Source organism: Phaeodactylibacter xiamenensis (genome assembly GCF_965229835.1).
Classification (GTDB): domain Bacteria; phylum Bacteroidota; class Bacteroidia; order Chitinophagales; family Saprospiraceae; genus Phaeodactylibacter; species Phaeodactylibacter xiamenensis.
Genome location: NZ_OZ245931.1, coordinates 6,781,627 through 6,804,232, shown reverse-complemented (window position 1 = coordinate 6,804,232; position 22,606 = coordinate 6,781,627). Strand labels below are relative to the sequence as shown.

The window sequence follows — 22,606 nt, the reverse complement described above, 5'->3', positions numbered from 1 at the left end:
TCTATGTATACAGCAGAAATCGGAAAGTTGATTTTTAGCCGCTGGAAAGAACGTACAGGGAGAGAGGTCACTGTCAAAACGTACTTTGACGAAGAGTTCTTTCCGTTGTTTTTTGATAGTGAACGCTATCTTATGCTGGCCAACAACTCCAAATTTGATCAAGCATACAAACAGAAAAAGAAAAAGCCGCTTACAGCAGAAGTAAGGCAGGCAGCACTATCTGCTTTTCATGAAGATGTTGAAGTATTGGAGGGGCGGGAAGGGCACCTGTTTATGGGTGGTTTTAGCCGAGAACTTTCTTCTGCAACTGCAAGTCAAATCAGTCAAATAGATATTAGTTTTCATACCGACGATGCTTACTTCTCTTGGCTTGGAATGGCGGCAGGTATCGGGGTCAAAGGAGGAGTTTCTTTGCTCGTAAAGACGCCAGCAATACTCGACTTGATTGTAGAGGGCTGGATTTATTACAGAAAATTCCTCGATCAATATGACACCCTCAAACCTCATCAGATTGACAGTTGGAATGCCTGGTGGCTCATACATAATGCTAATCGAAAAGTAGAAAAAGACCGATTAGCTCACTTTCCACCACCGGATGCAATGAGTATGAAAGATGGAGTGAGCGCTTTTGTCACCCCTTCCTGGATCAGCGTACTTTTTGCTTTAGCACGAATCGCGAAGCAGCCAGATGTCATGACCTATATCTATTCCTTTGGACAAACAAATACTTCCATCGGTTTCGTACCGATCAAGCTAGGTGAAATACAAAAGTTATCAACACTGTACGAGAAACTCTTCGGCGCAGAGGATTTCACCAGGGAAAGAAAAAGCTTAGAAGCGCTATACGACACTGAACTAAGCTTTTTTCAGGCTTGCCGTATGGGAGCTATCGGATTGAGGGCAGTAGAGCCCAAAGACCTCCGGAAATATATGACTACCAGGGATCAAAGTCCAAAGTCTATCAAGTTCAGTGAAAATACTATCATCAATTTCAGAATATATCAAACATGGATCATTGCTATGCTTAAGAACGAAGAGTTACTCTTGACTGCACAAGAGCTGGCTGAAGTCCTGTCTAAGGTAGGGCCCTCATCCAGAGGTAAAAAAGTCCTTTCGCAAGCTGTTGCGAAAGTCTTAGAAGCAGGCGGTAAGAAGCAATTTATAACCGCACTGACTGACCTTATTACAGAAGAAGAATTTAAACAATCTCCTGCTGCTGAGCAGAAAGGCGTTTTTGAGAAAACGGTACACGAACTGATGCGGATGCCAGCAACTAACGTCCCGCTATTCATCACGCTTGTACGCTTTAAGCATGCTTACAATAACCTTTAAAAAAATTAATCACTATGTCTAGATTCATTTATATCCGAGGATTGCGCCAAGTTGAACATACTGTCTTTGGCGTTAGTGACGGGCAAAAGCACTATTGGGATGCATTAACAAACAAACCCCAGCCCTACTCAAGTGGCCAACAAGTGAAACGCTCTATACTTGATGCTATGGTAGAATCCATGGATGGGGAACGACGTGCCCCTATTACGTTCAACTACCAGCTAAAAAAAGCGAAAGCAGGCGAAGTCAAACAATCTGACCAAAAAGAGCCTTGGAACCCTTGTGACCCAAAATATGCCGATCAACTTATAGGCGGATGGATGCGCGCTCAAAAGGGTGCTACCGCTGTAAAAAGAAGAAGCCCTCTTTCTATCTCAGCCATGAGGCCATTACATCCGTCCCTGGCTCGATTGGAAGATTCTGAAAGCGGCACATTTGACCGTAGCGATCAACCTGGCTATCATAAGGTGAGGGTTACAGATGAAAAAGGCAATGAACTCAGCCCTGAAGAAATAAAAGCGTATTTAACTGAAGCTGATAAAACGCTTCCCATGCGTAACTGGCTCAAATTAGGCCCCCGAGCAAATGGATTGTTTGTTTTTGATATAGCTGTTGACTTAACTACGCTTTTCTCTGTTTCTACTAACCAGTATGATCCGGAAATTACTGAAGAGCAAATAGCCGAGCTGAAAGATGAGGGATGGAGGGAAGTTGGAGAGCGCTTATACGCCCCTACAGAACGGCAAAGTCAGATTCTTAAAGCTTTAGCAAAAGCAATTGTGAACTGGCGTATAACGAGTAATCAGAGCCGGACCTTTAGTCCGCAGGGGACATTAGCTCTGGCTGTTAGCAACAACGCAAACAGTATCATCAATGCTATCCGCGCGGATATTGTGGAAGACGCAACGCAGCCTTACAAGGCAGCACCAGTAATTGATGATTCTATTGACGGTGTTGAGTTGTTTTTAGCTCCAGCAGTAAAAGGTTTTGTTAGCGAAGTGGTTGTAGACGGTAATGCCATGAATAATGCAGAGCAACACATTTTGCAAGAGTTGCAGAAGGGTATCATGCAAACCTCATGATCTCCGCCTCCCACATCACCTACTACCACCTCTGCCACCGAAAGCTGTGGCTGCACCACCGGGGTATGCGGCAGGAGGACAACAGCGCTGCGGTGGGCGAAGGCAAGCTTATTGGAAAGCAGTCCTACGCCCACCGTGCTTCCCGCTGGCGGGAGCTCAACCTGGGGTTCCTGAAAATTGACCATTTTGACCCACGCGAAAAGCTGGTGCGGGAAGTCAAGAAAAGCTCTAAACTGGAACACGCCCATGTGGCACAAGTCCAGTACTATCTGTATGTATTGGAAAAAGCAGGTATTGATGGCGTACAGGGTATACTTGAATATCCAAAACAACGGCGTAGCAGAACAGTAAGACTTACCGATGAAATCCGGCAAGACATCCAAGGCTGGGAAGCTGAAATCGAACGAATTGTGAAGCAAGATTACTGCCCGGCTTTGGTCAAAAAAGCCTATTGTAAAAATTGTGCGTACAGGGACTTTTGTTTTGTATAAACCGTATGGCTATGAAGAAAGCGTATTACCTGTTCAATCCCGGGCGCATGAGCCGGCGTGAGAATACCTTGAAGTTTGAACCTCAGCCAACCGAGGAACGATCGGACCTGAAGCCAAGGTACCTACCGGTAGAAGGCGTAAGTGCGCTTTATATTTTTGGTAGTTTGGATACCAATAGTGCCTTGTACAATTTTTTGGGCCGCAATCACATCCCGGTGCACTTTTTTGACTATTATCAACACTACACCGGGAGTTTTGCCCCCAAAGAACATTTACTCGCTGGCCAGCTTCTTATAGCTCAGGCTGATGCCTACCGTGAGACTTCGCAGCGCCTGGGCATAGCGAAGGCCTTCGTAGAAGCCAGTATGTTTAACATCCTCAAAAATTTAAAGTATTACGGAAACCGCGGCCGGGAGCTCCGCGACATTATCAGGCAGGTCGAGCAACTGAAAGCAGAGTTGCCAAATGCAAAGGATGTGGGGCATTTGATGGGGTTGGAAGGCAATGCCCGGCAAACGTACTACCAGTCATTTGATAGCATCATTGATACTTTTGAATGGAAGGGAAGACGCAAGCGGCCACCAGCAGACGAGCTCAACGCACTGATTAGTTTTGGCAATTCACTTTGCTATACTGTATGCCTTGATGCCATCTACAATTCACAGCTCAACCCTACCCTGAGTTATTTGCACGAACCAGGCACCCGCCGTTTCAGCCTGGCCTTGGATATTTCCGAAATTTTCAAGCCCATTCTGGTAGACCGGCTAATCTTCCGGTTATGCAACCGCAGGGAAATCCGCCCAGAACACTTCGATTGGGTAGACAATGCCTGCTTTCTATCGCCAGCGGGCCGGAAAAAGGTGGTACAAGCCTGGGAAGAACGCCTGCAACAGACGATACAGCACCGGAAACTGGAGCGCAAGGTCAGCTACCGGCACTTACTCCGCCTGGACTGCTACAAACTAGCAAAGCACTTGCTCAAAATGGAGCCTCAGTTTGAACCCTTCAAAATCTGGTGGTAATGTATGTAATCCTGGTCTACGATGTTCATCAAAAGCGGGTCGGCAAAATGCTGAAGCTGTGCCGCCGCTACCTCAACTGGATTCAGAACTCCGTCTTTGAAGGCGCCATCAGCGAGCTCAAGCTCAAGGAAATGATCTTCGAAGCCCGGCAGATTATGGATGAATCTTACGACAGTATCATTATCTTTAGCAGTAGGAACGAGCGCTGGCTGGACAAGCAGGTGATCGGGCTGGAGAAAAATGAGATCGACCAGTTTTTGTAGGATGGAGAAATCCCGATTTTGATCTGTGTTCAATGCTCTTTGAAATACCAGTGTGAGCATCTGCTCACCCAAACACCGCCCCCAACTCCACCTCAAACCCAGGGAAAAGCCCCACCGGCACCTTATCGCCCACGGTGTACGGGGTGGAGCGCGGCAAGGCATACTGCCTGTCAGCGTCCAGCCAGTAAGGGAGCACTGTACCTTCAGCCGGGTGCACGACCCAGTACTCTTGTACGCCGGCGTGGCGGTAGAGCTCAAACTTTTCGTTGAGGTCTTTATGGGCGGTACTTTGGGAAAGGATTTCGATGATCCAATCGGGTGCACTATTGCAGCCGTGATCATCGATTTTACCGAGGTCGCAGATGATGCAGAGGTCGGGCTGCACAACGGTTTCGGATCGATTTTGTTGTTGATCTGCTTCCGGCAAAGGCAGGCGTACATCAAACGGGGCACTAAACAGCTTACAATTTTTGTCTTTCAGATAGCTGCCGATAAGGCCTTGCAGATTAATGGAAGCCGTTTGATGGGAAGTACCTGGTGTATATACCATTTGCACGACCTTTCCACGAATGAGTTCGACCCTATCTTCCAGTTGCCAGCTGAGATAGTCGGCATAAGTGTATTTTTTGGACAGGTCCAATTGATCGATACTGGTAATCATGCCAATTCTTTTAGTTAAAATACAGATAAATGACCAATAGTTCAACTTTATCGTTGTCTGTCGGCGCTGTAAGTGAAGGATTCAGAACGCCATCTTCATCAGGGTAGAATCTTCCGGAAGTATCCTTATCTTTAGTATACCGAGGACGAAGTAGTTTGGGACCAAACACGACTTCGTGTCGGCATATACTCGTGCGTCGGGTGGACGCTCAGACCTCTCCGTTCCGAGTATAGCTGCAGTGAGTGCCAGACCGACAAACGGGTGACCGGGCTGAAGCAAAAGGAGGTCAGCCGGTGTTTGGAGCGTGCGTCGACCTGCCGGCCGAAAACACAAACGGTATAAAACGCAGACCCATTGAAATACTCAAAATACTGACCATCAATGTGTTAAGCCAGTCGTCGACCCTGCGGCAAAATCAGCTTACCGGCGGCCGACGAAAAACCGGAGCTAAAAAGGCTCAACGTTCTTTGACAATTGGTTAATCTTTAGTTACTTACGCATAGGTTTTACCGGCCGCTTAATCGCACCAGATTGGAATTGAAACCTGTTGCCCGCTGCGGCTACGGGTATCATTCCAGCGCTTAATCGCACCAGATTGGAATTGAAACGTGCAATTCCTCCTTTCGCCTTTCCTCGTTCTGCAACGCTTAATCGCACCAGATTGGAATTGAAACTGGTATCCGCCAGACTGGAAAGCGTATCAACCGTACGCTTAATCGCACCAGATTGGAATTGAAACGGGCTTGCCAGTAGATCAAAAAGACGCTGAAGATGACGCTTAATCGCACCAGATTGGAATTGAAACGCGTCTGCGGGCGGCTGTATAACAGCACGTCAACAACGCTTAATCGCACCAGATTGGAATTGAAACCTTCCTCCGTGGTAGTCACCCGGCGGCGGTCCTCCGCTTAATCGCACCAGATTGGAATTGAAACTCTTTTGGGTTAATCACAAATAAGACTCCTAAAGCTCGCTTAATCGCACCAGATTGGAATTGAAACACAAGAGGCGGAGCGACAAAGGGCGGCAGAGTACGACGCTTAATCGCACCAGATTGGAATTGAAACGCTGTTCTACTATGCGGTTTGTGTATTGGGGCTATCCGCGCTTAATCGCACCAGATTGGAATTGAAACTCTTATCCTGATAATTTCTTTGATTTGGCTATTGTAGCGCTTAATCGCACCAGATTGGAATTGAAACCTAATTATTAATAATCATGAGACAAGAATTGGTTGCGCTTAATCGCACCAGATTGGAATTGAAACGCAGTTGTTGCGCTCAGGTACAGAATATCCCCATCCGCTTAATCGCACCAGATTGGAATTGAAACTAGCATCTTTTGCCTTTTAGCTCTTCGTAGTCAACCGCTTAATCGCACCAGATTGGAATTGAAACCATTTGGTGCGGAAGAAAAAGCGCGAGGAGCTTGCATCGCTTAATCGCACCAGATTGGAATTGAAACTTGAAATTGCTTACATCGGGGTTCTTGGTTGCATCCGCTTAATCGCACCAGATTGGAATTGAAACTTCGGAGCGGGTAAGTTCTATACAGATGAGGTGAGACGCTTAATCGCACCAGATTGGAATTGAAACTGATGGTGAAGCTCGCTGAGTAGGTTGCATTCTCTTCGCTTAATCGCACCAGATTGGAATTGAAACCCCTCCCAATCAGCAGGCGCATAACCAGATAGCCCACGCTTAATCGCACCAGATTGGAATTGAAACGGGTATTGGTGCTTGCAGCAGCAGGCAACAACGGGCGCTTAATCGCACCAGATTGGAATTGAAACTTTATAAAGGTTGTATTAACTAAATCTGCTCTAACCGCTTAATCGCACCAGATTGGAATTGAAACGATGAGTGTCCAGGATTAGGTCACCCGGCTTTGTGTCGCTTAATCGCACCAGATTGGAATTGAAACCTGTCTCTACCCTGACGGCTTTCCGGCCCGACTTCGCTTAATCGCACCAGATTGGAATTGAAACCTGCAAAAGCAACTAATCGTAGTATGCTGCGCTTTGCGCTTAATCGCACCAGATTGGAATTGAAACTTCGCATCAGCGGTGGCAAGTGACGGTATCATCGGCGCTTAATCGCACCAGATTGGAATTGAAACAAGGGAGTTGTTATTGGCTTTTTATCAGCACTTAACGCTTAATCGCACCAGATTGGAATTGAAACCTACATCTATATTGGGCGTACCAGCCGCAACCGCAACGCTTAATCGCACCAGATTGGAATTGAAACTCAAAACAGCACAGGCACACCAACGGAGGGGATGCCGCTTAATCGCACCAGATTGGAATTGAAACAGATTTAATCACATGTGGGACTGGCAAAATTTTTCCGCTTAATCGCACCAGATTGGAATTGAAACCTGTTGTCAATAGCCCCAATAGCGTGCGCACTCTTGCGCTTAATCGCACCAGATTGGAATTGAAACCTATTGATGTGCTTTTATACGGGAGCTATACAGCACGCTTAATCGCACCAGATTGGAATTGAAACCCGTTTTTTTTCCGCCTGCTCATTGCATTTCATTCGCTTAATCGCACCAGATTGGAATTGAAACCTGTGAGAAGGCCCGGCTTTTCGTCGAACAAGTCCACGCTTAATCGCACCAGATTGGAATTGAAACGCTATTTTTGCTTGTTGGTACATTTCAAGCAATTCACGCTTAATCGCACCAGATTGGAATTGAAACGAGCTTGACCCTTTGCTTTTGGTTCTTTCTTCATCACGCTTAATCGCACCAGATTGGAATTGAAACTGAAATCAAATCGTGGGAGCTGCTCAAACAGACGCTCGCTTAATCGCACCAGATTGGAATTGAAACGGCTTCAAAATAGCGACTGTGAAAGCGGGGGAGCAGCGCTTAATCGCACCAGATTGGAATTGAAACTGTATGATGATGACCTGACAAAGATTATCGAGCGGCGCTTAATCGCACCAGATTGGAATTGAAACTTGCTTATTGATAGCTCCGAATTGGTCCCCCTCAGCGCTTAATCGCACCAGATTGGAATTGAAACGGTACAATCCCCCAGTGTTCTGTTTCAATATCAACGCTTAATCGCACCAGATTGGAATTGAAACTTGTCAAATTGGGAAAATATATCTTCGGCCCCTCCCCGCTTAATCGCACCAGATTGGAATTGAAACTTAGAGGCTGGCAGGTGCATACCTCACCAGGGGAGCGCTTAATCGCACCAGATTGGAATTGAAACTCAGCTGTTTACGGTGGTACAGCAACAACTGTAACCGCTTAATCGCACCAGATTGGAATTGAAACTTGGGAATACATAACCACTAAAACATTTAGATCATCGCTTAATCGCACCAGATTGGAATTGAAACCCCGGCAGTATGTTGCCACCTTTGACGCGGTGGTGCCGCTTAATCGCACCAGATTGGAATTGAAACCGAGAATGAAATGGCCAGCGGAAAAAAGGTGCGAGGCGCTTAATCGCACCAGATTGGAATTGAAACCTTCCTGGTGTTCGGTGAGTTCGATGCGCCCACGCTTCGCTTAATCGCACCAGATTGGAATTGAAACTTAGAGGCTGGCAGGTGCATACCTCACCAGGGGAGACGCTTAATCGCACCAGATTGGAATTGAAACGTTTGACATTTGCAAGCCAAATGGACTTCCCCCCTATCGCTTAATCGCACCAGATTGGAATTGAAACGATTAAACCACATCCGGCTTTCCCGGGTGGTCACCCGCTTAATCGCACCAGATTGGAATTGAAACTTCGCATCAGCGGTGGCAAGTGACGGTATCATCGGCGCTTAATCGCACCAGATTGGAATTGAAACCTCCTGATAAGGGCGTAGGGTTATTTGTTTCATCGCTCCGCTTAATCGCACCAGATTGGAATTGAAACGTAGCCTACTTCCGCGTGCTGAACGCTCAGAAACTCGCTTAATCGCACCAGATTGGAATTGAAACGAAACGGGCAAGTATGTAGATCAGCCCGCCGAGTACCGCTTAATCGCACCAGATTGGAATTGAAACCCAAACGCCTCTTGTAATTGCTCACCAAGTACAGGCCGCTTAATCGCACCAGATTGGAATTGAAACCTCAATTCGGGCCGTAGGTTCTAAACAAAACTCTACGCTTAATCGCACCAGATTGGAATTGAAACGGGCAACCCTGATTTTAAAGGGCACAATCATGACTACGCTTAATCGCACCAGATTGGAATTGAAACATGCTTCAGCAGTATTAGAAAAAGAAGTGCTAATCGCGCTTAATCGCACCAGATTGGAATTGAAACTGACGAAAATGGCAGCGATTGCGGTACGGCAGTGGGCGCTTAATCGCACCAGATTGGAATTGAAACCTTCATCAACATCTCATAGAAGTGGCGCACCCAAACGCTTAATCGCACCAGATTGGAATTGAAACCAAGGCGATGGCTGAGAAGATGACGTCAGTGCCACCGCTTAATCGCACCAGATTGGAATTGAAACTTGTGCAAGTGGAAGCAATACCAGACAGCGCAAACGCGCTTAATCGCACCAGATTGGAATTGAAACAGAATAGGAGGCGGGCTTAAGAAACCAACAACGGGCCGCTTAATCGCACCAGATTGGAATTGAAACGTGATGTGGAAGCCGTTTGGGGCAGGTAAGTTCTATCGCTTAATCGCACCAGATTGGAATTGAAACGTGCCATTCTACGTCTACCTGCCTGCCTCCTGACACGCTTAATCGCACCAGATTGGAATTGAAACATTGGTAACGACTTACTGCACACCAACAGCGATACAACGCTTAATCGCACCAGATTGGAATTGAAACGGGTTAAAAAATCCCTATCCGATCAAATTTTTGGATCGCTTAATCGCACCAGATTGGAATTGAAACCAGATGACTTTATGGCTGGGATAAACTTTCCTATCTCGCTTAATCGCACCAGATTGGAATTGAAACCCAAAAAAGCGAAGCAAAAAGCAGGAGGCAAGCCCGCGCTTAATCGCACCAGATTGGAATTGAAACTTTGCCTTGGCAGGCGTTGGTTGCGGATAGTTCGTCGCTTAATCGCACCAGATTGGAATTGAAACCAGAGATACTCGTGCACGGCATGCTCTCCGGCTTCGCTTAATCGCACCAGATTGGAATTGAAACTTTCAGATTGACCTATGGCGGAGCAAGCATTCCAACGCTTAATCGCACCAGATTGGAATTGAAACCCCCAGCGTAACGGCTACGCTGGAGCGCATGGAAAACGCTTAATCGCACCAGATTGGAATTGAAACTTCAGCTCTCTGAACCATGCGCGGGCTGTATTCTCCGCTTAATCGCACCAGATTGGAATTGAAACCGTTTTTGGATATCAAACAAACGATTGCGGTCGACGCTTAATCGCACCAGATTGGAATTGAAACTTGTTGCTCAATTAGAAACTGAAAAACCTTAATAACGCTTAATCGCACCAGATTGGAATTGAAACCCTTTGTAGCTCACCTTATAGCAAGTATGGTTTGCCGCTTCGAGCGCACTATCCAGCATAATTAGGATTGAAACGGAAGCCATCCCGGTACATCTGCGCCACCTTTGCACCCTTCGAGCGCACTATCCAGCATAATTAGGATTGAAACCCGCACCAATATGCTTCATCCACAATGCAAAGTGACTTCGAGCGCACTATCCAGCATAATTAGGATTGAAACGTTTTTCCGTGTTTTCCGTGTTTTCCGTGGTCTAAAACTTCGAGCGCACTATCCAGCATAATTAGGATTGAACCAGGCTACCACAGAAAACACCGAACACACTGAAAAATCCCCTAATCACACCATATCGGAATGGAGACATAATAAATTCCGTGTTTTCCGTGCCTATACGGGCGGGTTTTTCCGTGGTTCGCTCAATCACGCCAGATTGGAATGGAAACCGGCTACCACTGAATACACCGAACACACTGAAAAATCCCTCAATCACACCATATCGGTTTGGGGCATAAAAAAAGCCCTCAGCGTTATGCTGAAGGCTTTCGTTGTGAACCCGCTGGGGCTTCCCGGTTGCACCGGGACAGGCTTCTCGCCCGAGCGGGTGGTAAGTATTTCACTCACCGGTTTGGGGCATAAAAAAAAGCCCTCAGCGTTATGCTGAAGGCTTTCGTTGTGAACCCGCTGGGGCTTCCCGGTTGCACCGGGACAGGCTTCTCGCCCGAGCGGGTGGTAAGTATTTCACTCATCGGTTTGGGGCATAAAAAAAGCCCTCAGCGTTATGCTGAAGGCTTTCGTTGTGAACCCGCTGGGGCTCGAACCCAGGACCCCTTGATTAAAAGTCAAGTGCTCTAGCCAACTGAGCTACGGGTTCCTAAAATTGGCTATGTTGCGGTGCCTTTTTCGTAAGGCGTTGCAAATATAGGGCAGTTTGGCGGAAAAAACAAAGGAGAAATTTTATTTTTTTCATCCTTTTCGCCCCCCTGCCACACAGACGATTGAAAAACAGGAACTTGGGCAAAATAGTTTCCAATCTGACTTATTTTTTCGGTGGGCGGGCAGCCTGCAGCGCGGCCTCAAAAGTGGCATAACAGGTGTAATCCTGAATAACGGTCTCTGCCCCGATAGCGTGGAGGGTATCCAAATCGCCAAGATGGCGTACGCCAACGAAGTCAATCTGAAGGTTCCGCGTGGTGGTAACGTCCCATTCGGCATCCCCCAGGTAGACGATCCTCGACAGTGCGCCGCCATTCAGGTCTTCCGCAGCAGCGATGGTTTCCTCCAGGATGGCTTCCCGGTTGGGCTTGTTGTCTCCGCCGCTGAAGAGCCGGTCTTCCACCGTAATGCCTACGTGCGAGAGCTTGATGTGGGCCGGCGTTTTCCAGCCACCGGTACCTATACCGATCAGCCGGTCGGTTTGCTGCAGCTGCCTGATGGCTTGCCTGGCTCCGGGCACTTCCCGGAAATGCTCAGGCTGTTTTTGCCTTTCCCTGCGCAGCGCATCCATATATATGGCTTGGAAATCTGCGGTTTCTTCTGCAGATGGAGTACGTTGAAAATGCTGCCGGATGACCGTACCGAAGATGATATTGTCGGTTACATGTGGGAATTGGCGCCAGTCGATGCTGGGAAAAGGTTTTTGATAGACGGATTCGTAGGTCTTGGCAAAGACACGGCTGTCCCGTTTATCAGAGTAGACCAGGGTGCCGTCAACATCAAAGATGATCAGTTCCATTTGTTTCGTTTGCACTCCCTTTCGCACCCGGGAAATCCAGCTCCAGCTGAATGCCCAGGCTTTCCTGCTCTTTGGAGAGGTTAGACACTGCAACGCCGAGCAACCGCACCTGGCCTATTTCCTCCAGGTGCTCCAGCAAGAGCTCCCGCACGGTGCGCAGCAAGGTAGCCTCTTTTCTCACTTCGCGGTTGAAAGTGCGGCTGCGGGTCAGGATTTTGAAGTCCGGCGTTTTGGCTTTTAACGTCACAGTACGCCCAAAGTTGTCGCTTTTCTCCATGTACTGATGCACCACTTGACAGAGGTAAGCCAGCTTTTCTTCCATATCCGCTACCTTGGTCAGGTTTTCCTTAAAGGTACGCTCCGCACCAATGGATTTGCGGATGCGGTTGGGGTTGACCGGGCGGTGGTCCTCTGCGCGGACGATGCGGTAGTAATGCCGCCCTACTTTCCCGAACCGCTGCACCATTTCGATTTCCGAAAGGGCTTTCAAATCCCGCCCCTTGAAGATGCCCATGCGCCGCATTTTCGTGGCCGTCACTTTGCCGATGCCATGGAAGGCTTCAATATCCAGTTCTTCCAAAAACGCCAGGGCTTCTTCCGGTGGGATGACCTTCATCCCGTTCGGCTTGTTAATATCGCTGGCTACCTTGGCCAGAAACTTGTTAAACGATATGCCTGCCGATGCCGTCAGCCCGGTCTCTGCCTCAATACGCTTGCGGATCTCCCCGGCAATCAGCGTAGCAGACCTTGGGCCCCGCAGTGGCTCTGTGACATCGAGATAGGCTTCATCGAGCGACAAAGGCTCCACCAGCTCCGTATAGTCTTCAAAAATAGCCCTGATCTGCTGAGAAACAGCGCGATAGACATCAAAGCGCGATTTGACAAAAACCAGGTCGGGGCACAAGCGCTTTGCAGTAACACTGGGCATAGCCGAACGAACGCCGTACTTGCGCGCTTCATAGCTGGCAGAAGCGACCACGCCCCTAAGGCTGGAGCCTCCCACCGCCACAGGCTTACCCTTCAGCTCGGGGCGGTCGCGCTGCTCTACCGATGCATAAAAGGCATCCATGTCGATATGAATGATTTTCCGGCTAGACTCCATGTGTGTAAGATAATCGGCCTCCGGCTAAAATTACAGAAAAACTTCAGATCGGGCGGACGCTCGGCAGAGTTGCCCAAAAAGCAAAACTCCCCGCCACCAACAAGGGTGCGGGGAGCGCAAAAATTGCCTGCTTAAAGCTAATTTTTAAGGTATCACGATTTTAACTGGTGTGCGGTCGTGATTGTGCTGAACCAACAGTTGGTAAAATCCGGAAGGTACGTCAGGTAAAGGCCACTCCAGGGTGTGCCTGCCTTGGGCAAGCTGCGCTTGGCGCTGTGCGATCAGTTGACCGTTATTACTGAAGAGCAGAAGCGACACTTCACCTGACGCTTCCATATAAATAGATAGTTGCAGAGGGGTATCTTTGGGTTTGGGATTTGGAAATACTTCCAGGCCGTAATGGGGGCGCCCAGATTGCAGCCCCTCTATTGTGAGTTCATCACCTGCTGGTGCACAAGAGTGGCTGGGATTGTACTTCCCTAACCGCCGCTGACGGTCGAAATGCTCTAGCGGGAAGCAGGAAATTGCCGGAGGGTTGTACGCCCGGCCTTCCATCATCGCATGTAAACCACCGGCTATGTCATCTTCAAAGCCCAGTTCATGGTTAGCAGCACCAAAGGTAGCAGCGTAGTGCATAACACCATCCGGGTTGACTACATGTTGCAGCTGAAGCGCATGCCCCAGTTCATGCAGCACCACTGACTGGAAATCCAGCTCATCGGCAGCAGGAGTACCGCTGAAGGACCAGACCACATCATCTGTTTCATTATGGTGCGCCCCCCGCCGGATGACCATATCCACATCGGTAAGCTCCCATTCAGAATCGCCGCAACGGGCATAGCGGGAAATGGTGGCAGCGAGCACCTGTTCTCCCAGCTGCTCCCGGATATCCCACTCGTCATGGTCAAAGCTTATGATATTCTGACCATCGTTGGAACTGCCGTTGACCGTTGCAGAGACCATTGGGCAATCATCACCTATGTAGATTGGTAGCCCTATTGAATCCTGCCAGGCACCGGCAGCGGCGTTGAGGGCTTCGATTGCGCCTTCCACTTCTGCCAGGGATACGCCATTGTGATTCGTATTGTTGCTGAGGGTAAACAGGTACCCTCCGTCATCCCGGCTGTTGTGGTCGATAAGCTTGGGCTCATGGAATGCCCCGGAGCTCATCACATTATTATAGGCATAGGTAATATTGACAGAAAACGGGCTAAATCCAATGCCACCGGAACTCGTAAGGATTAAGGGAGTGCCAGACCCGGCTTTATGGGGAACCTTGATTTCAATCGCTGTTGTTGTCCAGGATACAATATGCCATGGAAGCGCAGCAGTATACCCCTGACCGCCCCGGTCTGCATCCCGGAAGAATATTGTACCCGTCCCTTCGCCGAAGTTTTCACCATGAATGGTTATAATATCACCGACACCAGCTGCTACCCACTCGGGCGTGATGGAATCGATCTGGGGCATCGTACTTCGGTTTAACACCGGGGCCGGAAACGCCCTGACGCGCACAGGGGGAGTACCTGTTACCGACGCAACTGCTTCGTACACAGCCGCCCGTGACATAACCTTCCCATTCATAAGATAGGCCTCTTCAGCAGTTGGATCATAAGTGACCAAAGCGCCTTGTGGCACCACCGATTGCATAGCCTGCCGGTAAGCTCGGGGCAAGCTGTAGACGGAGGGCTTGAGGGCGAAAATTCCCGCGTCGCCTACCTGAAGCTCAGTGGCAGGGGCAACTTTCACAGCTACATCACCTACGACACCGCCGAGTGCAATCAGATCGACGGAACGACCGGCATTCCCTTTGAATACCTGGTAAACCTCAAGCTCATACCGTGTGTAAATCATTTCTCCTGCACTACCCCAAAAGGAAGCAGTGCTCTTTACCCGGGCTTCCACAATCGTGGTCCCAGGTGCAAGCAAATCCTCGAAAGCAGCCGTTACGAGCGAACACTGCGCGAGACTTGAATTAGAAACCAGTAAGACAGAACATAGTGTAATTAAGCAGGACAGTTTTTGCATTGTTTGGGTGTTTAATGACCAAAAAACTCTCCTTAGTGTTGAACGAGCATTTATATGACAGATTACACTGTCACATTTCGAGTGTGTAGTGTTTAATTTCAGCTTTAACAAGTCATTCCTGCCATTAAGCAGTGGGGGGAGCAGCCAAGATGAATGCGACTTCTAAAATGTTAGCTGATTCGGGCTTTAGTTTTTGTGCTACTGTAAATATAGTGGCTTACGCAAATCAACTCAATGCCTCATTATATAATTTGTGACATTAATACCACGGATGATTAACCGTAAAATATTCGTATTTATTTTTTCTAATTGTATATTTTTTTATCCTACAGGGCTGAAAAAATATTTTTTTTGCCGTCAACAGCTATTATGATACCCCAGACCGGTTTTTCTGTCACCTCAATACTTAAAAGAAAAGCTTCCAGAGCAGCACAAAAAACGGCCACGCCCTAACAATAACAACAAAAACAAAACCACAAAACACTACTATTCAATACTTTAAACATTCCTAATAGATATTACCTTCCAAACAAAGTTGCAATTATGTAGTTTTTTCCCCGGTGTATTAGATTCATATTTGTAGTGTCAAAAACACCAAAACATTTCATCCGATGCAGAAATCTCAATCTAAAGACACCGCCGAGCTCCTACAATTGTTTCCGCTTTTCGAAGGCGTAGAGGCAAACGAGCTCGAGTATCTCGCCGCCCGTGCCGAATTTACCAAATTCAAAAAACATGATACAATTTACCAGTCTGGCGAACGGTCTGATTGTTTACTCTTCCTGATCAAGGGGGTAGTGAAAATCGGACGGTACTCCTCTGACGGGCGGGAAATCATCAAGCACGTCCTCCACCCTATGAGTATGTTTGGGGAGCTTTGCCTTGCAGGCGAACTTAAAAGAAAAGACTTTGCAGTGGCCATCAAAAAGGATACGCAAATTCTGAAAATCCAGATGATTCAGCTGCAACATGTGATGCGGCGGGACCCTAAGCTATCAATGCGTGTGCTCAATTTTATCGGCAACCGCCTTCAGAATGTGGAACAGCGGCTGGAATCCCTGATCTTTAAAGATGCCCGCGAGCGCATCATCGAATTCCTGAAGGAGTCAGCCCGGAAGCAAGGTAAGCGGGTAGGTTACGAAACGCTGATCAAGCATGCCCTGACTCAGCAGGATATTGCCAATATCACCGGAACGTCCCGACAGACCGTTACTTCAGTCATGAATGACCTTCGCAAAGCGAACCTGATCTACTTTAACCGGCGCACCATCTTAATCAGAGATCTCGGCCGGCTTTCCTAACAAACTGCCAATTGGTAGAGAGCGCACAGTGAATTGAGCCAGAAATGCCTGATCTGCCAAAATACAGAATCAGCAGAGGCTATTTGCATTTACTAACCGGTCCCGGGCCGGGTCGTTAATGGTACAATAAGCCCGTCTGATCCCAGAATCGTATTCGGGAAGACAGACACGGCTTCCTGCAATATACGGTCCAGCACAGGGTAGCGGGTAGAATAGTGCCCCAGCAACAGGGTGCCTGCATTGGCCTCCAGCGCAGTCCGCGCAGCGTCTTTCGCAGTTGAATGGCCTGTTTCTTTAGCTTGTGCCTCATGTTGTTGCAGGAAAGTAGCCTCATGGTACAGCAAATCCACACCATATATATAGTCAGTCAGCGAAGGCTGATAAGCAGTATCGGAGCAGAATGCAAAAGAACGGGGTGCAGGGGGCGCAATAGTCAATGCACCATTGGGGATTACGCCATGAACTGATGAAACAAAGTCATCTCCGTTTCTGATACCGGGAATGGCCTGATAAGGAATCTGGTATTTTTCAATCAGCTCGCCCCGCATGCTTCGGGGGCGTTCCTTTTCCTGAAAAAGGTAACCGGTAGCTGGCACACTGTGGCGCAGCGGCAGGCTATAAACCCGAAGATGCCTGCTTTCATACACCAGGGCATTGCGATCGGGGTCCACAGATTCGAAGTGCACAGGAAAAGATAACTGCTCAGAAAAAGAGCATGCCTGCTCCAGGAACGCACCAACCTTTGGCGGGCCAAAAACAGTCAGTGGAGAGGTACGATGATTGAGCCCCATGGAACTCAGTAGCCCGGGCAGCCCCAGCACATGGTCCCCATGGTGGTGGGAGATGAATATATGGCTTAGTTTGCCCCATTTGACGCTGAAGTCACTAAAGCGCATCTGCGCCCCTTCTCCGCAATCAATCATAAACAACTGTTCCTGTACATTGAGCAGTTGCATGGTTGGGAATCGCCTGTAGGCAGGCACAGCTCCGCTGCAGCCAAGAATGGTTAAATCAAATCGCATACCGATACAAAAAAGGCACAGCCAAAATAGTTCAGCTGTGCCTCTTTAAGTTTAAAACCTTTGCCAGTTATTTATTCGCTGTCGTCATCATTCAGCTCCCGCTCAATGTCCTCCATAAAGATATAATCTATCGCTTCCGATACAGTTGGTACCATAATAAGGATGGTATCCAGTCGGGAAATCTCCATGAGCTTTTTGACAGCTGGCTGTTCGGCACCGGCAAGCACAAACGATCCGATCTTCTTCCAGAGACGGTCAGCGGTAAGAATAGCACTGAGGCCGGAAGAATCTACGTACTTGACCTCAGAAAGGTCCATAATCAGGTTTTTCACATCCTTATCAGCCAATAGTACAAGCTCAGACTTGACATCCGGAGCGATAAGGGAGTTGAAATTTTCTTCCTGCAATGTGAAGACGGTATAACGTTCTTCGGTCTTTATTTTATACTCCATATAGTGTTATGGTTGTCGTTTTGATTGTGGGCGAACGCAAAAATATCAATTAAGCGGCAGTCTACCTAGCTTGTCCGGCATATTTTACCTGTCTGGCAGGCATTAGGTACCATACACCCTAAACACTGAGCCCGTTTTTAGTGTTCTGTTCGCAGAAGTAAAGAGGGAAAAGCCTGCCAAACCAGCCGGTCATCGGTCAATACAGGAAATAATGGCAGGTTTTTAAGATTGGCATTATTTTCTCTATCTTTCAGGAGTAGTGTTTTCGGCGGACTTTTAATATACCGCTCCCCATTTCAACCAATTACAAAAACCTATTTGCCCAAATTCCATTTCACTAAAATGTTAGTGCGTTGTTAAGCTTGAGAAACAGAAGAAACTAAAGAGTCCCTTCTTTTGTATTCTTGAATAATTAGTTTTAATATTGTTTGGGTAACCCAACAGGCTAAGAGAAGAAAGAAATATGAACAATAAACGTTTTTCTCCAAAAGTAAAGCAGGTCATTTCCAGAAGCCGGGACGCAGCGATACGCCTGGGTCATGACTTTATTGGAACCGAGCATCTGCTATTGGGCATAATGGCTGAACAAGACAGCCTTGCGCTCAAGGTATTGGATTCACTGGATGTCAACCCTTCTGAGCTTCAGCAAAATGTGGAAGAGTCCGTGCAGCGGATCCCCAGCGGGCAGACTGCGCTCAACGTGGGCAATCTACCACTTAACAAGCAAGCTGAAAAGGTCCTGAAAGTGACTTTCCTGGAAGCCAAAATGCTTAAAAGCGATGAAATCAGCCCGGAACATTTGCTGCTCTCCATCCTCAAGCATAAAGATAACCCTGCTTCCAAAATACTGAATCAGTTTGACGTAGATTACGACATCTACAAAGCAGAGCTGGAATATGTCCGTCAGGAACAGGACTTCACAAGTTCAGCCGAGCCTTTTGCTCAGACCCCATCTGATCAGGATGATCCCTATGAGGATGATGAAGGGCAGGGCAGCGGCCGCTACCAACAGCGTAAGGGGACTTCAAAATCCCGCACGCCGGTACTGGACAATTTCGGCCGCGATATCACCAAGCTGGCTGAAGAGGACAAACTGGATCCCATTATCGGTCGTGAAAACGAAATCGAGCGGGTATCTCAAATCCTGAGCCGCCGGAAAAAGAACAACCCAATTCTGATTGGTGAGCCTGGTGTTGGTAAAACTGCTATCGTGGAAGGCCTCGCCCTTCGCATCATGCAGAAGAAAGTCAGCCGTACCCTGTTTAATAAGCGGATTGTAATGCTGGACCTTGCAGCACTCGTTGCGGGTACCAAGTACCGTGGCCAGTTTGAGGAACGGATGAAAGCCATCATGAATGAGTTGGAGAAGTCAAGGGACGTTATCCTGTTCATTGATGAAATCCATACCATCGTAGGTGCGGGCGGGGCAACCGGCAGCCTGGATGCTTCCAATATTTTCAAGCCTGCTCTGGCGCGTGGCGAATTGCAGTGTATTGGTGCTTCCACTCTGGACGAGTACCGTCAGCATATTGAAAAAGACGGTGCACTTGACCGCCGTTTTCAGAAAGTCATCGTCGATCCGCCTTCCGCTGAGGAAGCGGTGAATATTTTGGACAACATCCGTCCGAAATACGAGGAATTCCATAATGTGAATTACTCTCAGGATGCGATCGAAGCTTGTGTCAAGCTCAGCGACCGCTACATCAGCGACCGCTTCTTGCCTGATAAGGCGATTGACGTACTCGACGAGGTAGGCGCACGGGTGCATCTCAAGAATATCCACGTTCCTGAGCATATCGAAGAACTGGAAAAGAAAATCGAGGAGCTCAAGGATCAGAAGAATCAGGCTGTAAAAAACCAGCAGTACGAAAAAGCTGCGGACCTCCGGGATAAGGAGTCCAAGCTCGTACGTCAGCTGGAATTTGCCAAGATTCAGTGGGAAGAGGAGGTCAAGACCAAGCGCTATCCCGTTAGCGAAGAAGATATTGCCGAAGTGGTTTCCATGATGACCGGTATTCCGGTCCGGAGAGTTGCCCAAAGCGAAAGCAAGAAGCTGGTAGGTATGGACAATGACCTTCAGAACGTAATCATTGGGCAGAACGAGGCTATTACTAAGATCACCCGGGCTATTCAGCGTAACCGCGTTGGACTGAAAGACCCTACCAAGCCGATTGGGTCCTTCATTTTCCTCGGGCCTACCGGTGTGGGTAAGACGGAGCTTGCTAAGTCGCTCGCCCGTTACATCTTTGATTCTGAAGATGCTCTGGTGCGGCTTGATATGAGCGAGTACATGGAGAAATTCTCTGTGAGCCGCCTTATCGGTGCGCCTCCCGGCTATGTTGGATACGAGGAAGGTGGCCAACTGACTGAAAAAGTCCGCCGCAAGCCTTACTCTGTTATCCTGCTGGATGAGATCGAAAAGGCACACCCTGATGTCTACAATATTTTGCTGCAGGTGCTTGATGATGGTCAGCTGACTGACGGTCTGGGCCGTAAGGTTGACTTCAAAAACACCTTGATCATTATGACCTCCAACGTTGGCGTACGTCAGCTGAAGGATTTCGGTCAGGGGGTTGGCTTTGCCACTCAGGCACGTCAGAGCGCCGCAGATGATAACGCGAAGGGTGTGATTCAAAATGCACTCAAGCGCACCTTCTCTCCGGAGTTCCTCAACCGTGTGGACGATGTAGTGATCTTCAACAGCCTGGATCAGGACGATATCTTTAAGATTATCGATATCACATTGAAAGACCTTCACAAGCGTCTTGAAAATATGGATTATACTTTGATCTTGTCCGAAGATGCAAAGAAGTTTGTAGCCGAAAAAGGGTACGACCCTCAATTTGGCGCACGTCCGCTGCACCGGGCCATTCAAAAGTATATCGAGGACCCGCTTGCGGAGTTCATCCTCAATTCTAACCCGGACGCGGGCTCGACCCTCGAAGCGGTGATGAACGATGATGAAACCGGGCTCAAGATCACACTGAGCAAAGAAGTGAATACGGATGCATAAACAGCATTAAAATATAAAAGCAGCCCTTTTGACAGGTAGTCAATTGGGCTGCTTTTTGTGTTTCAAGCTTACTCCGGGTGTAAATCTGGATTTTGCTGAACTTTTTTTTGAATATTTTAATTAAGTTAGTAGTGCTGGTGTCAAAACCACAATGCACTTTTTATTTTTTAACAAAAAAAGAATCTATTGGCAAAGAGATCTGGTAGAAGAGGTTTTAATACCCGTACTGACAACAAACCCGAGTTTAGAATCAACGAACACATTCGCGTACCTGAAATCCGGCTCGTAGGCGAAAACGTTGAAGAGATTGGTGAAGCTGTGGGCCAGCAACTGGAGGCAGGCACCGTCTACCCTACCCGTGCAGCAAAAGACTGGGCACGAAAAGTGGAGCTTGATCTGGTTGAAATTTCTCCGAATGCAAAGCCGCCGGTCGTCAAGATTATCGACTTCAACAAGTTTCTTTACGAGAAAAAGAAAAAGGAGAAAGAAATCAAGGCAAAAGCCGCCAAAACGGTGATCAAGGAAATCCGATTCGGCCCCAATACCGATGATCATGACTTTGATTTCAAGGTCCGCCATGCCAAAGGATTCCTTGAAGATGGTGCTAAAGTAAAAGCTTATGTACACTTCCGGGGCCGTACTATTGTCTTTAAGGAACGTGGCGAACTTCTGCTCCTTCGATTCCTCAAAGAGCTCGAAGACTATGGCACTGCCGAGGCACTGCCTAAAATGGAAGGGCGTAGAATGATCGTAATGATTTCGCCGAAAAAAAGCAAGAAGAAGTAGACCGGCTACTCAATCCGGTCTTTACCCGCAATACCATAACTTTACTGCTAAACTTTTTCATAAACAATTGAAATTTGTTTAGCAGTAGGGTTTATTTTTCTTACCTTTGCATTCCCTTTTTAAGGACTATTTCAATATTAAAGCTATTAGCAATGCCAAAGATGAAGACTCACTCCAGTGCCAAGAAGCGTTTCAAGCGCACTGGCTCTGGCAAGATCAAGCGGTACCAGGCAAAGACTTCGCACATGATGCGCAACAAAAGCAAAAAAGCGAAACTCCGCCTGCGTGACTCCACAGTTGTACACGAGCACAACGAAGACCGCGTGAAGCGTCTGCTTTGCATGTAATTCATTTTTAATTTTTTAACGAGAACGCAGGACGAAAGCGTCGCCCATTTGGTAGATGGCACCTCTGCGTTGTACTAAAAAATCCAAACTATGCCACGTTCAGTGAATGCCGTTGCTTCCCGCAAACGGCGCAAGAAAATCTTAAAGATGGCGCGGGGTTACTTCGGTGCCCGCAGCAAAGTCTATACTGTAGCTAAAAACGCTGTAGAAAAAGGTCTGGTCTATGCCTACCGTGACCGCAAAGCCAAAAAGCGCGCATTTCGCCGCCTTTGGATTGCACGTATCAATGCTGCAGCGCGTCAAAACGGGATTTCTTATTCCCGCTTGATCCACCAACTATCAGAAAACAACGTCGAGCTTAACCGCAAAGTCCTCGCTGACCTCGCAATGCACCACCCGGATGCATTCAAAGCTGTGGTTGACTCCGTTAAGAAATAAAGCCTCCCAAGCCGGAGCAATGAAGAGGGAAGTAACCTTACGGGTTGCTTCCCTTTCCTTATTTTGACTCAATTT

General features: G+C 47.9%; 16 protein-coding genes, 1 tRNA gene and 1 CRISPR repeat array. Of the genes, 10 read left to right on the top strand and 7 right to left on the bottom strand.

Translation table 11 applies throughout. The annotated features are described in order from the left end of the window. Positions 1 to 3: 3 nt before the first annotated feature. Genes ACO08I_RS26275 through cas2 form a run of 5 tightly spaced genes read left to right on the top strand, consistent with a single transcriptional unit; the run spans position 4 to position 4,190 of the window. The gene (locus ACO08I_RS26275; RefSeq protein ID WP_282780309.1) at positions 4 to 1,332 is read left to right on the top strand and encodes a hypothetical protein; all 1,329 of its coding nucleotides are present in this window, start codon (positions 4 to 6) and stop codon (positions 1,330 to 1,332) included. 14 nt (positions 1,333 to 1,346) lie between these two features. Further along, on the top strand, positions 1,347 to 2,414 hold the full coding sequence (locus ACO08I_RS26270) for a hypothetical protein (protein ID WP_282780311.1): 1,068 nt from the start codon (positions 1,347 to 1,349) through the stop codon (positions 2,412 to 2,414). Beyond that, positions 2,411 to 2,905 carry a CRISPR-associated protein Cas4 gene (cas4, locus tag ACO08I_RS26265; RefSeq protein WP_282780314.1) on the top strand — a complete coding sequence of 165 codons (495 nt, stop codon included), beginning with the start codon at positions 2,411 to 2,413 and terminating at the stop codon, positions 2,903 to 2,905. Before ACO08I_RS26270 ends, cas4 begins: the two co-directional genes overlap by 4 nt. An 11-nt stretch (positions 2,906 to 2,916) precedes the next feature. After that, positions 2,917 to 3,927 carry a type I-B CRISPR-associated endonuclease Cas1b gene (gene cas1b, locus ACO08I_RS26260; RefSeq protein WP_282780316.1) on the top strand — a complete coding sequence of 337 codons (1,011 nt, stop codon included), beginning with the start codon at positions 2,917 to 2,919 and terminating at the stop codon, positions 3,925 to 3,927. Beyond that, positions 3,927 to 4,190, top strand: coding sequence for a CRISPR-associated endonuclease Cas2 (gene cas2 / locus ACO08I_RS26255; RefSeq protein ID WP_282780318.1), 264 nt, complete (start codon positions 3,927 to 3,929; stop codon positions 4,188 to 4,190). Before cas1b ends, cas2 begins: the two co-directional genes overlap by 1 nt. A 64-nt stretch (positions 4,191 to 4,254) precedes the next feature. Here cas2 and ACO08I_RS26250 read toward each other — a convergent pair whose 3' ends face one another. The 5 genes from ACO08I_RS26250 to ACO08I_RS26230 form a co-directional block, all read right to left on the bottom strand. Then, on the bottom strand, positions 4,255 to 4,851 hold the full coding sequence (locus ACO08I_RS26250) for a Uma2 family endonuclease (protein ID WP_282780320.1): 597 nt from the start codon (positions 4,849 to 4,851) through the stop codon (positions 4,255 to 4,257). 514 nt (positions 4,852 to 5,365) lie between these two features. After that, a CRISPR array of direct repeats spans positions 5,366 to 10,312; the repeat unit is 30 nt; unit sequence CGCTTAATCGCACCAGATTGGAATTGAAAC. Between the two features lie 795 nt (positions 10,313 to 11,107). Beyond that, positions 11,108 to 11,181, bottom strand: a tRNA-Lys gene (locus ACO08I_RS26245). A 165-nt stretch (positions 11,182 to 11,346) separates the two neighbouring features. Then, positions 11,347 to 12,042 carry an HAD family hydrolase gene (locus ACO08I_RS26240; protein ID WP_282777156.1) on the bottom strand — a complete coding sequence of 232 codons (696 nt, stop codon included), beginning with the start codon at positions 12,040 to 12,042 and terminating at the stop codon, positions 11,347 to 11,349. Beyond that, entirely contained in the window at positions 12,023 to 13,144 is a 1,122-nt protein-coding gene (dinB, locus tag ACO08I_RS26235) for a DNA polymerase IV (RefSeq protein WP_072013668.1), read from the bottom strand. Before dinB ends, ACO08I_RS26240 begins: the two co-directional genes overlap by 20 nt. Positions 13,145 to 13,288: 144 nt before the next feature. Beyond that, positions 13,289 to 15,172 (bottom strand): matrixin family metalloprotease, encoded by a 1,884-nt coding sequence (locus ACO08I_RS26230; RefSeq protein WP_282777155.1) that lies wholly within the window; start codon positions 15,170 to 15,172, stop codon positions 13,289 to 13,291. Positions 15,173 to 15,783: 611 nt separating this feature from the next. Here ACO08I_RS26230 and ACO08I_RS26225 point away from each other — a divergent pair. Next, positions 15,784 to 16,473 (top strand): Crp/Fnr family transcriptional regulator, encoded by a 690-nt coding sequence (locus ACO08I_RS26225; protein ID WP_044223496.1) that lies wholly within the window; start codon positions 15,784 to 15,786, stop codon positions 16,471 to 16,473. A gap of 92 nt (positions 16,474 to 16,565) precedes the next feature. Here the strand turns inward: ACO08I_RS26225 and ACO08I_RS26220 are convergent, their stop codons facing one another. Both ACO08I_RS26220 and ACO08I_RS26215 read right to left on the bottom strand, forming a co-directional pair. After that, positions 16,566 to 17,495, bottom strand: coding sequence for a ribonuclease Z (locus ACO08I_RS26220; RefSeq protein WP_282778032.1), 930 nt, complete (start codon positions 17,493 to 17,495; stop codon positions 16,566 to 16,568). A gap of 71 nt (positions 17,496 to 17,566) precedes the next feature. After that, positions 17,567 to 17,947: an STAS domain-containing protein gene (locus ACO08I_RS26215; protein WP_282778034.1), complete on the bottom strand. Its 381-nt coding sequence runs from the start codon at positions 17,945 to 17,947 to the stop codon at positions 17,567 to 17,569. Between the two features lie 463 nt (positions 17,948 to 18,410). Between ACO08I_RS26215 and ACO08I_RS26210 the strand changes: the two genes are divergently transcribed. The 4 genes from ACO08I_RS26210 (at position 18,411) to rplT (ending at position 22,531) form a co-directional block, all read left to right on the top strand. Continuing rightward, positions 18,411 to 20,960: an ATP-dependent Clp protease ATP-binding subunit gene (locus ACO08I_RS26210; protein WP_044223489.1), complete on the top strand. Its 2,550-nt coding sequence runs from the start codon at positions 18,411 to 18,413 to the stop codon at positions 20,958 to 20,960. 186 nt (positions 20,961 to 21,146) lie between these two features. Further along, positions 21,147 to 21,746, top strand: coding sequence for a translation initiation factor IF-3 (gene infC, locus ACO08I_RS26205; protein WP_044223486.1), 600 nt, complete (start codon positions 21,147 to 21,149; stop codon positions 21,744 to 21,746). A 152-nt stretch (positions 21,747 to 21,898) separates the two neighbouring features. Continuing rightward, a complete protein-coding gene (gene rpmI, locus ACO08I_RS26200; RefSeq protein WP_072013667.1) occupies positions 21,899 to 22,093 on the top strand; it encodes a 50S ribosomal protein L35 in 195 nt (64 codons plus the stop codon). A gap of 90 nt (positions 22,094 to 22,183) precedes the next feature. Further along, positions 22,184 to 22,531: a 50S ribosomal protein L20 gene (gene rplT, locus ACO08I_RS26195; protein ID WP_044223482.1), complete on the top strand. Its 348-nt coding sequence runs from the start codon at positions 22,184 to 22,186 to the stop codon at positions 22,529 to 22,531. Positions 22,532 to 22,606: the final 75 nt, after the last annotated feature.

Excerpts from the sequence above, each read along its gene's own strand:
- ACO08I_RS26275 (WP_282780309.1), top strand. The coding sequence starts at position 4 with ATGTATACAGCAGAAATCGGAAAGTTGATTTTTAGCCGCTGGAAAGAA.
- ACO08I_RS26270 (WP_282780311.1), top strand. The coding sequence starts at position 1,347 with ATGTCTAGATTCATTTATATCCGAGGATTGCGCCAAGTTGAACATACT.
- cas4 (WP_282780314.1), top strand. The coding sequence starts at position 2,411 with ATGATCTCCGCCTCCCACATCACCTACTACCACCTCTGCCACCGAAAG.
- cas1b (WP_282780316.1), top strand. The coding sequence starts at position 2,917 with ATGAAGAAAGCGTATTACCTGTTCAATCCCGGGCGCATGAGCCGGCGT.
- cas2 (WP_282780318.1), top strand. The coding sequence starts at position 3,927 with ATGTATGTAATCCTGGTCTACGATGTTCATCAAAAGCGGGTCGGCAAA.
- ACO08I_RS26250 (WP_282780320.1), bottom strand. The coding sequence starts at position 4,851 with ATGATTACCAGTATCGATCAATTGGACCTGTCCAAAAAATACACTTAT.
- ACO08I_RS26240 (WP_282777156.1), bottom strand. The coding sequence starts at position 12,042 with ATGGAACTGATCATCTTTGATGTTGACGGCACCCTGGTCTACTCTGAT.
- dinB (WP_072013668.1), bottom strand. The coding sequence starts at position 13,144 with ATGGAGTCTAGCCGGAAAATCATTCATATCGACATGGATGCCTTTTAT.
- ACO08I_RS26230 (WP_282777155.1), bottom strand. The coding sequence starts at position 15,172 with ATGCAAAAACTGTCCTGCTTAATTACACTATGTTCTGTCTTACTGGTT.
- ACO08I_RS26225 (WP_044223496.1), top strand. The coding sequence starts at position 15,784 with ATGCAGAAATCTCAATCTAAAGACACCGCCGAGCTCCTACAATTGTTT.
- ACO08I_RS26220 (WP_282778032.1), bottom strand. The coding sequence starts at position 17,495 with ATGCGATTTGATTTAACCATTCTTGGCTGCAGCGGAGCTGTGCCTGCC.
- ACO08I_RS26215 (WP_282778034.1), bottom strand. The coding sequence starts at position 17,947 with ATGGAGTATAAAATAAAGACCGAAGAACGTTATACCGTCTTCACATTG.
- ACO08I_RS26210 (WP_044223489.1), top strand. The coding sequence starts at position 18,411 with ATGAACAATAAACGTTTTTCTCCAAAAGTAAAGCAGGTCATTTCCAGA.
- rpmI (WP_072013667.1), top strand. The coding sequence starts at position 21,899 with ATGCCAAAGATGAAGACTCACTCCAGTGCCAAGAAGCGTTTCAAGCGC.
- rplT (WP_044223482.1), top strand. The coding sequence starts at position 22,184 with ATGCCACGTTCAGTGAATGCCGTTGCTTCCCGCAAACGGCGCAAGAAA.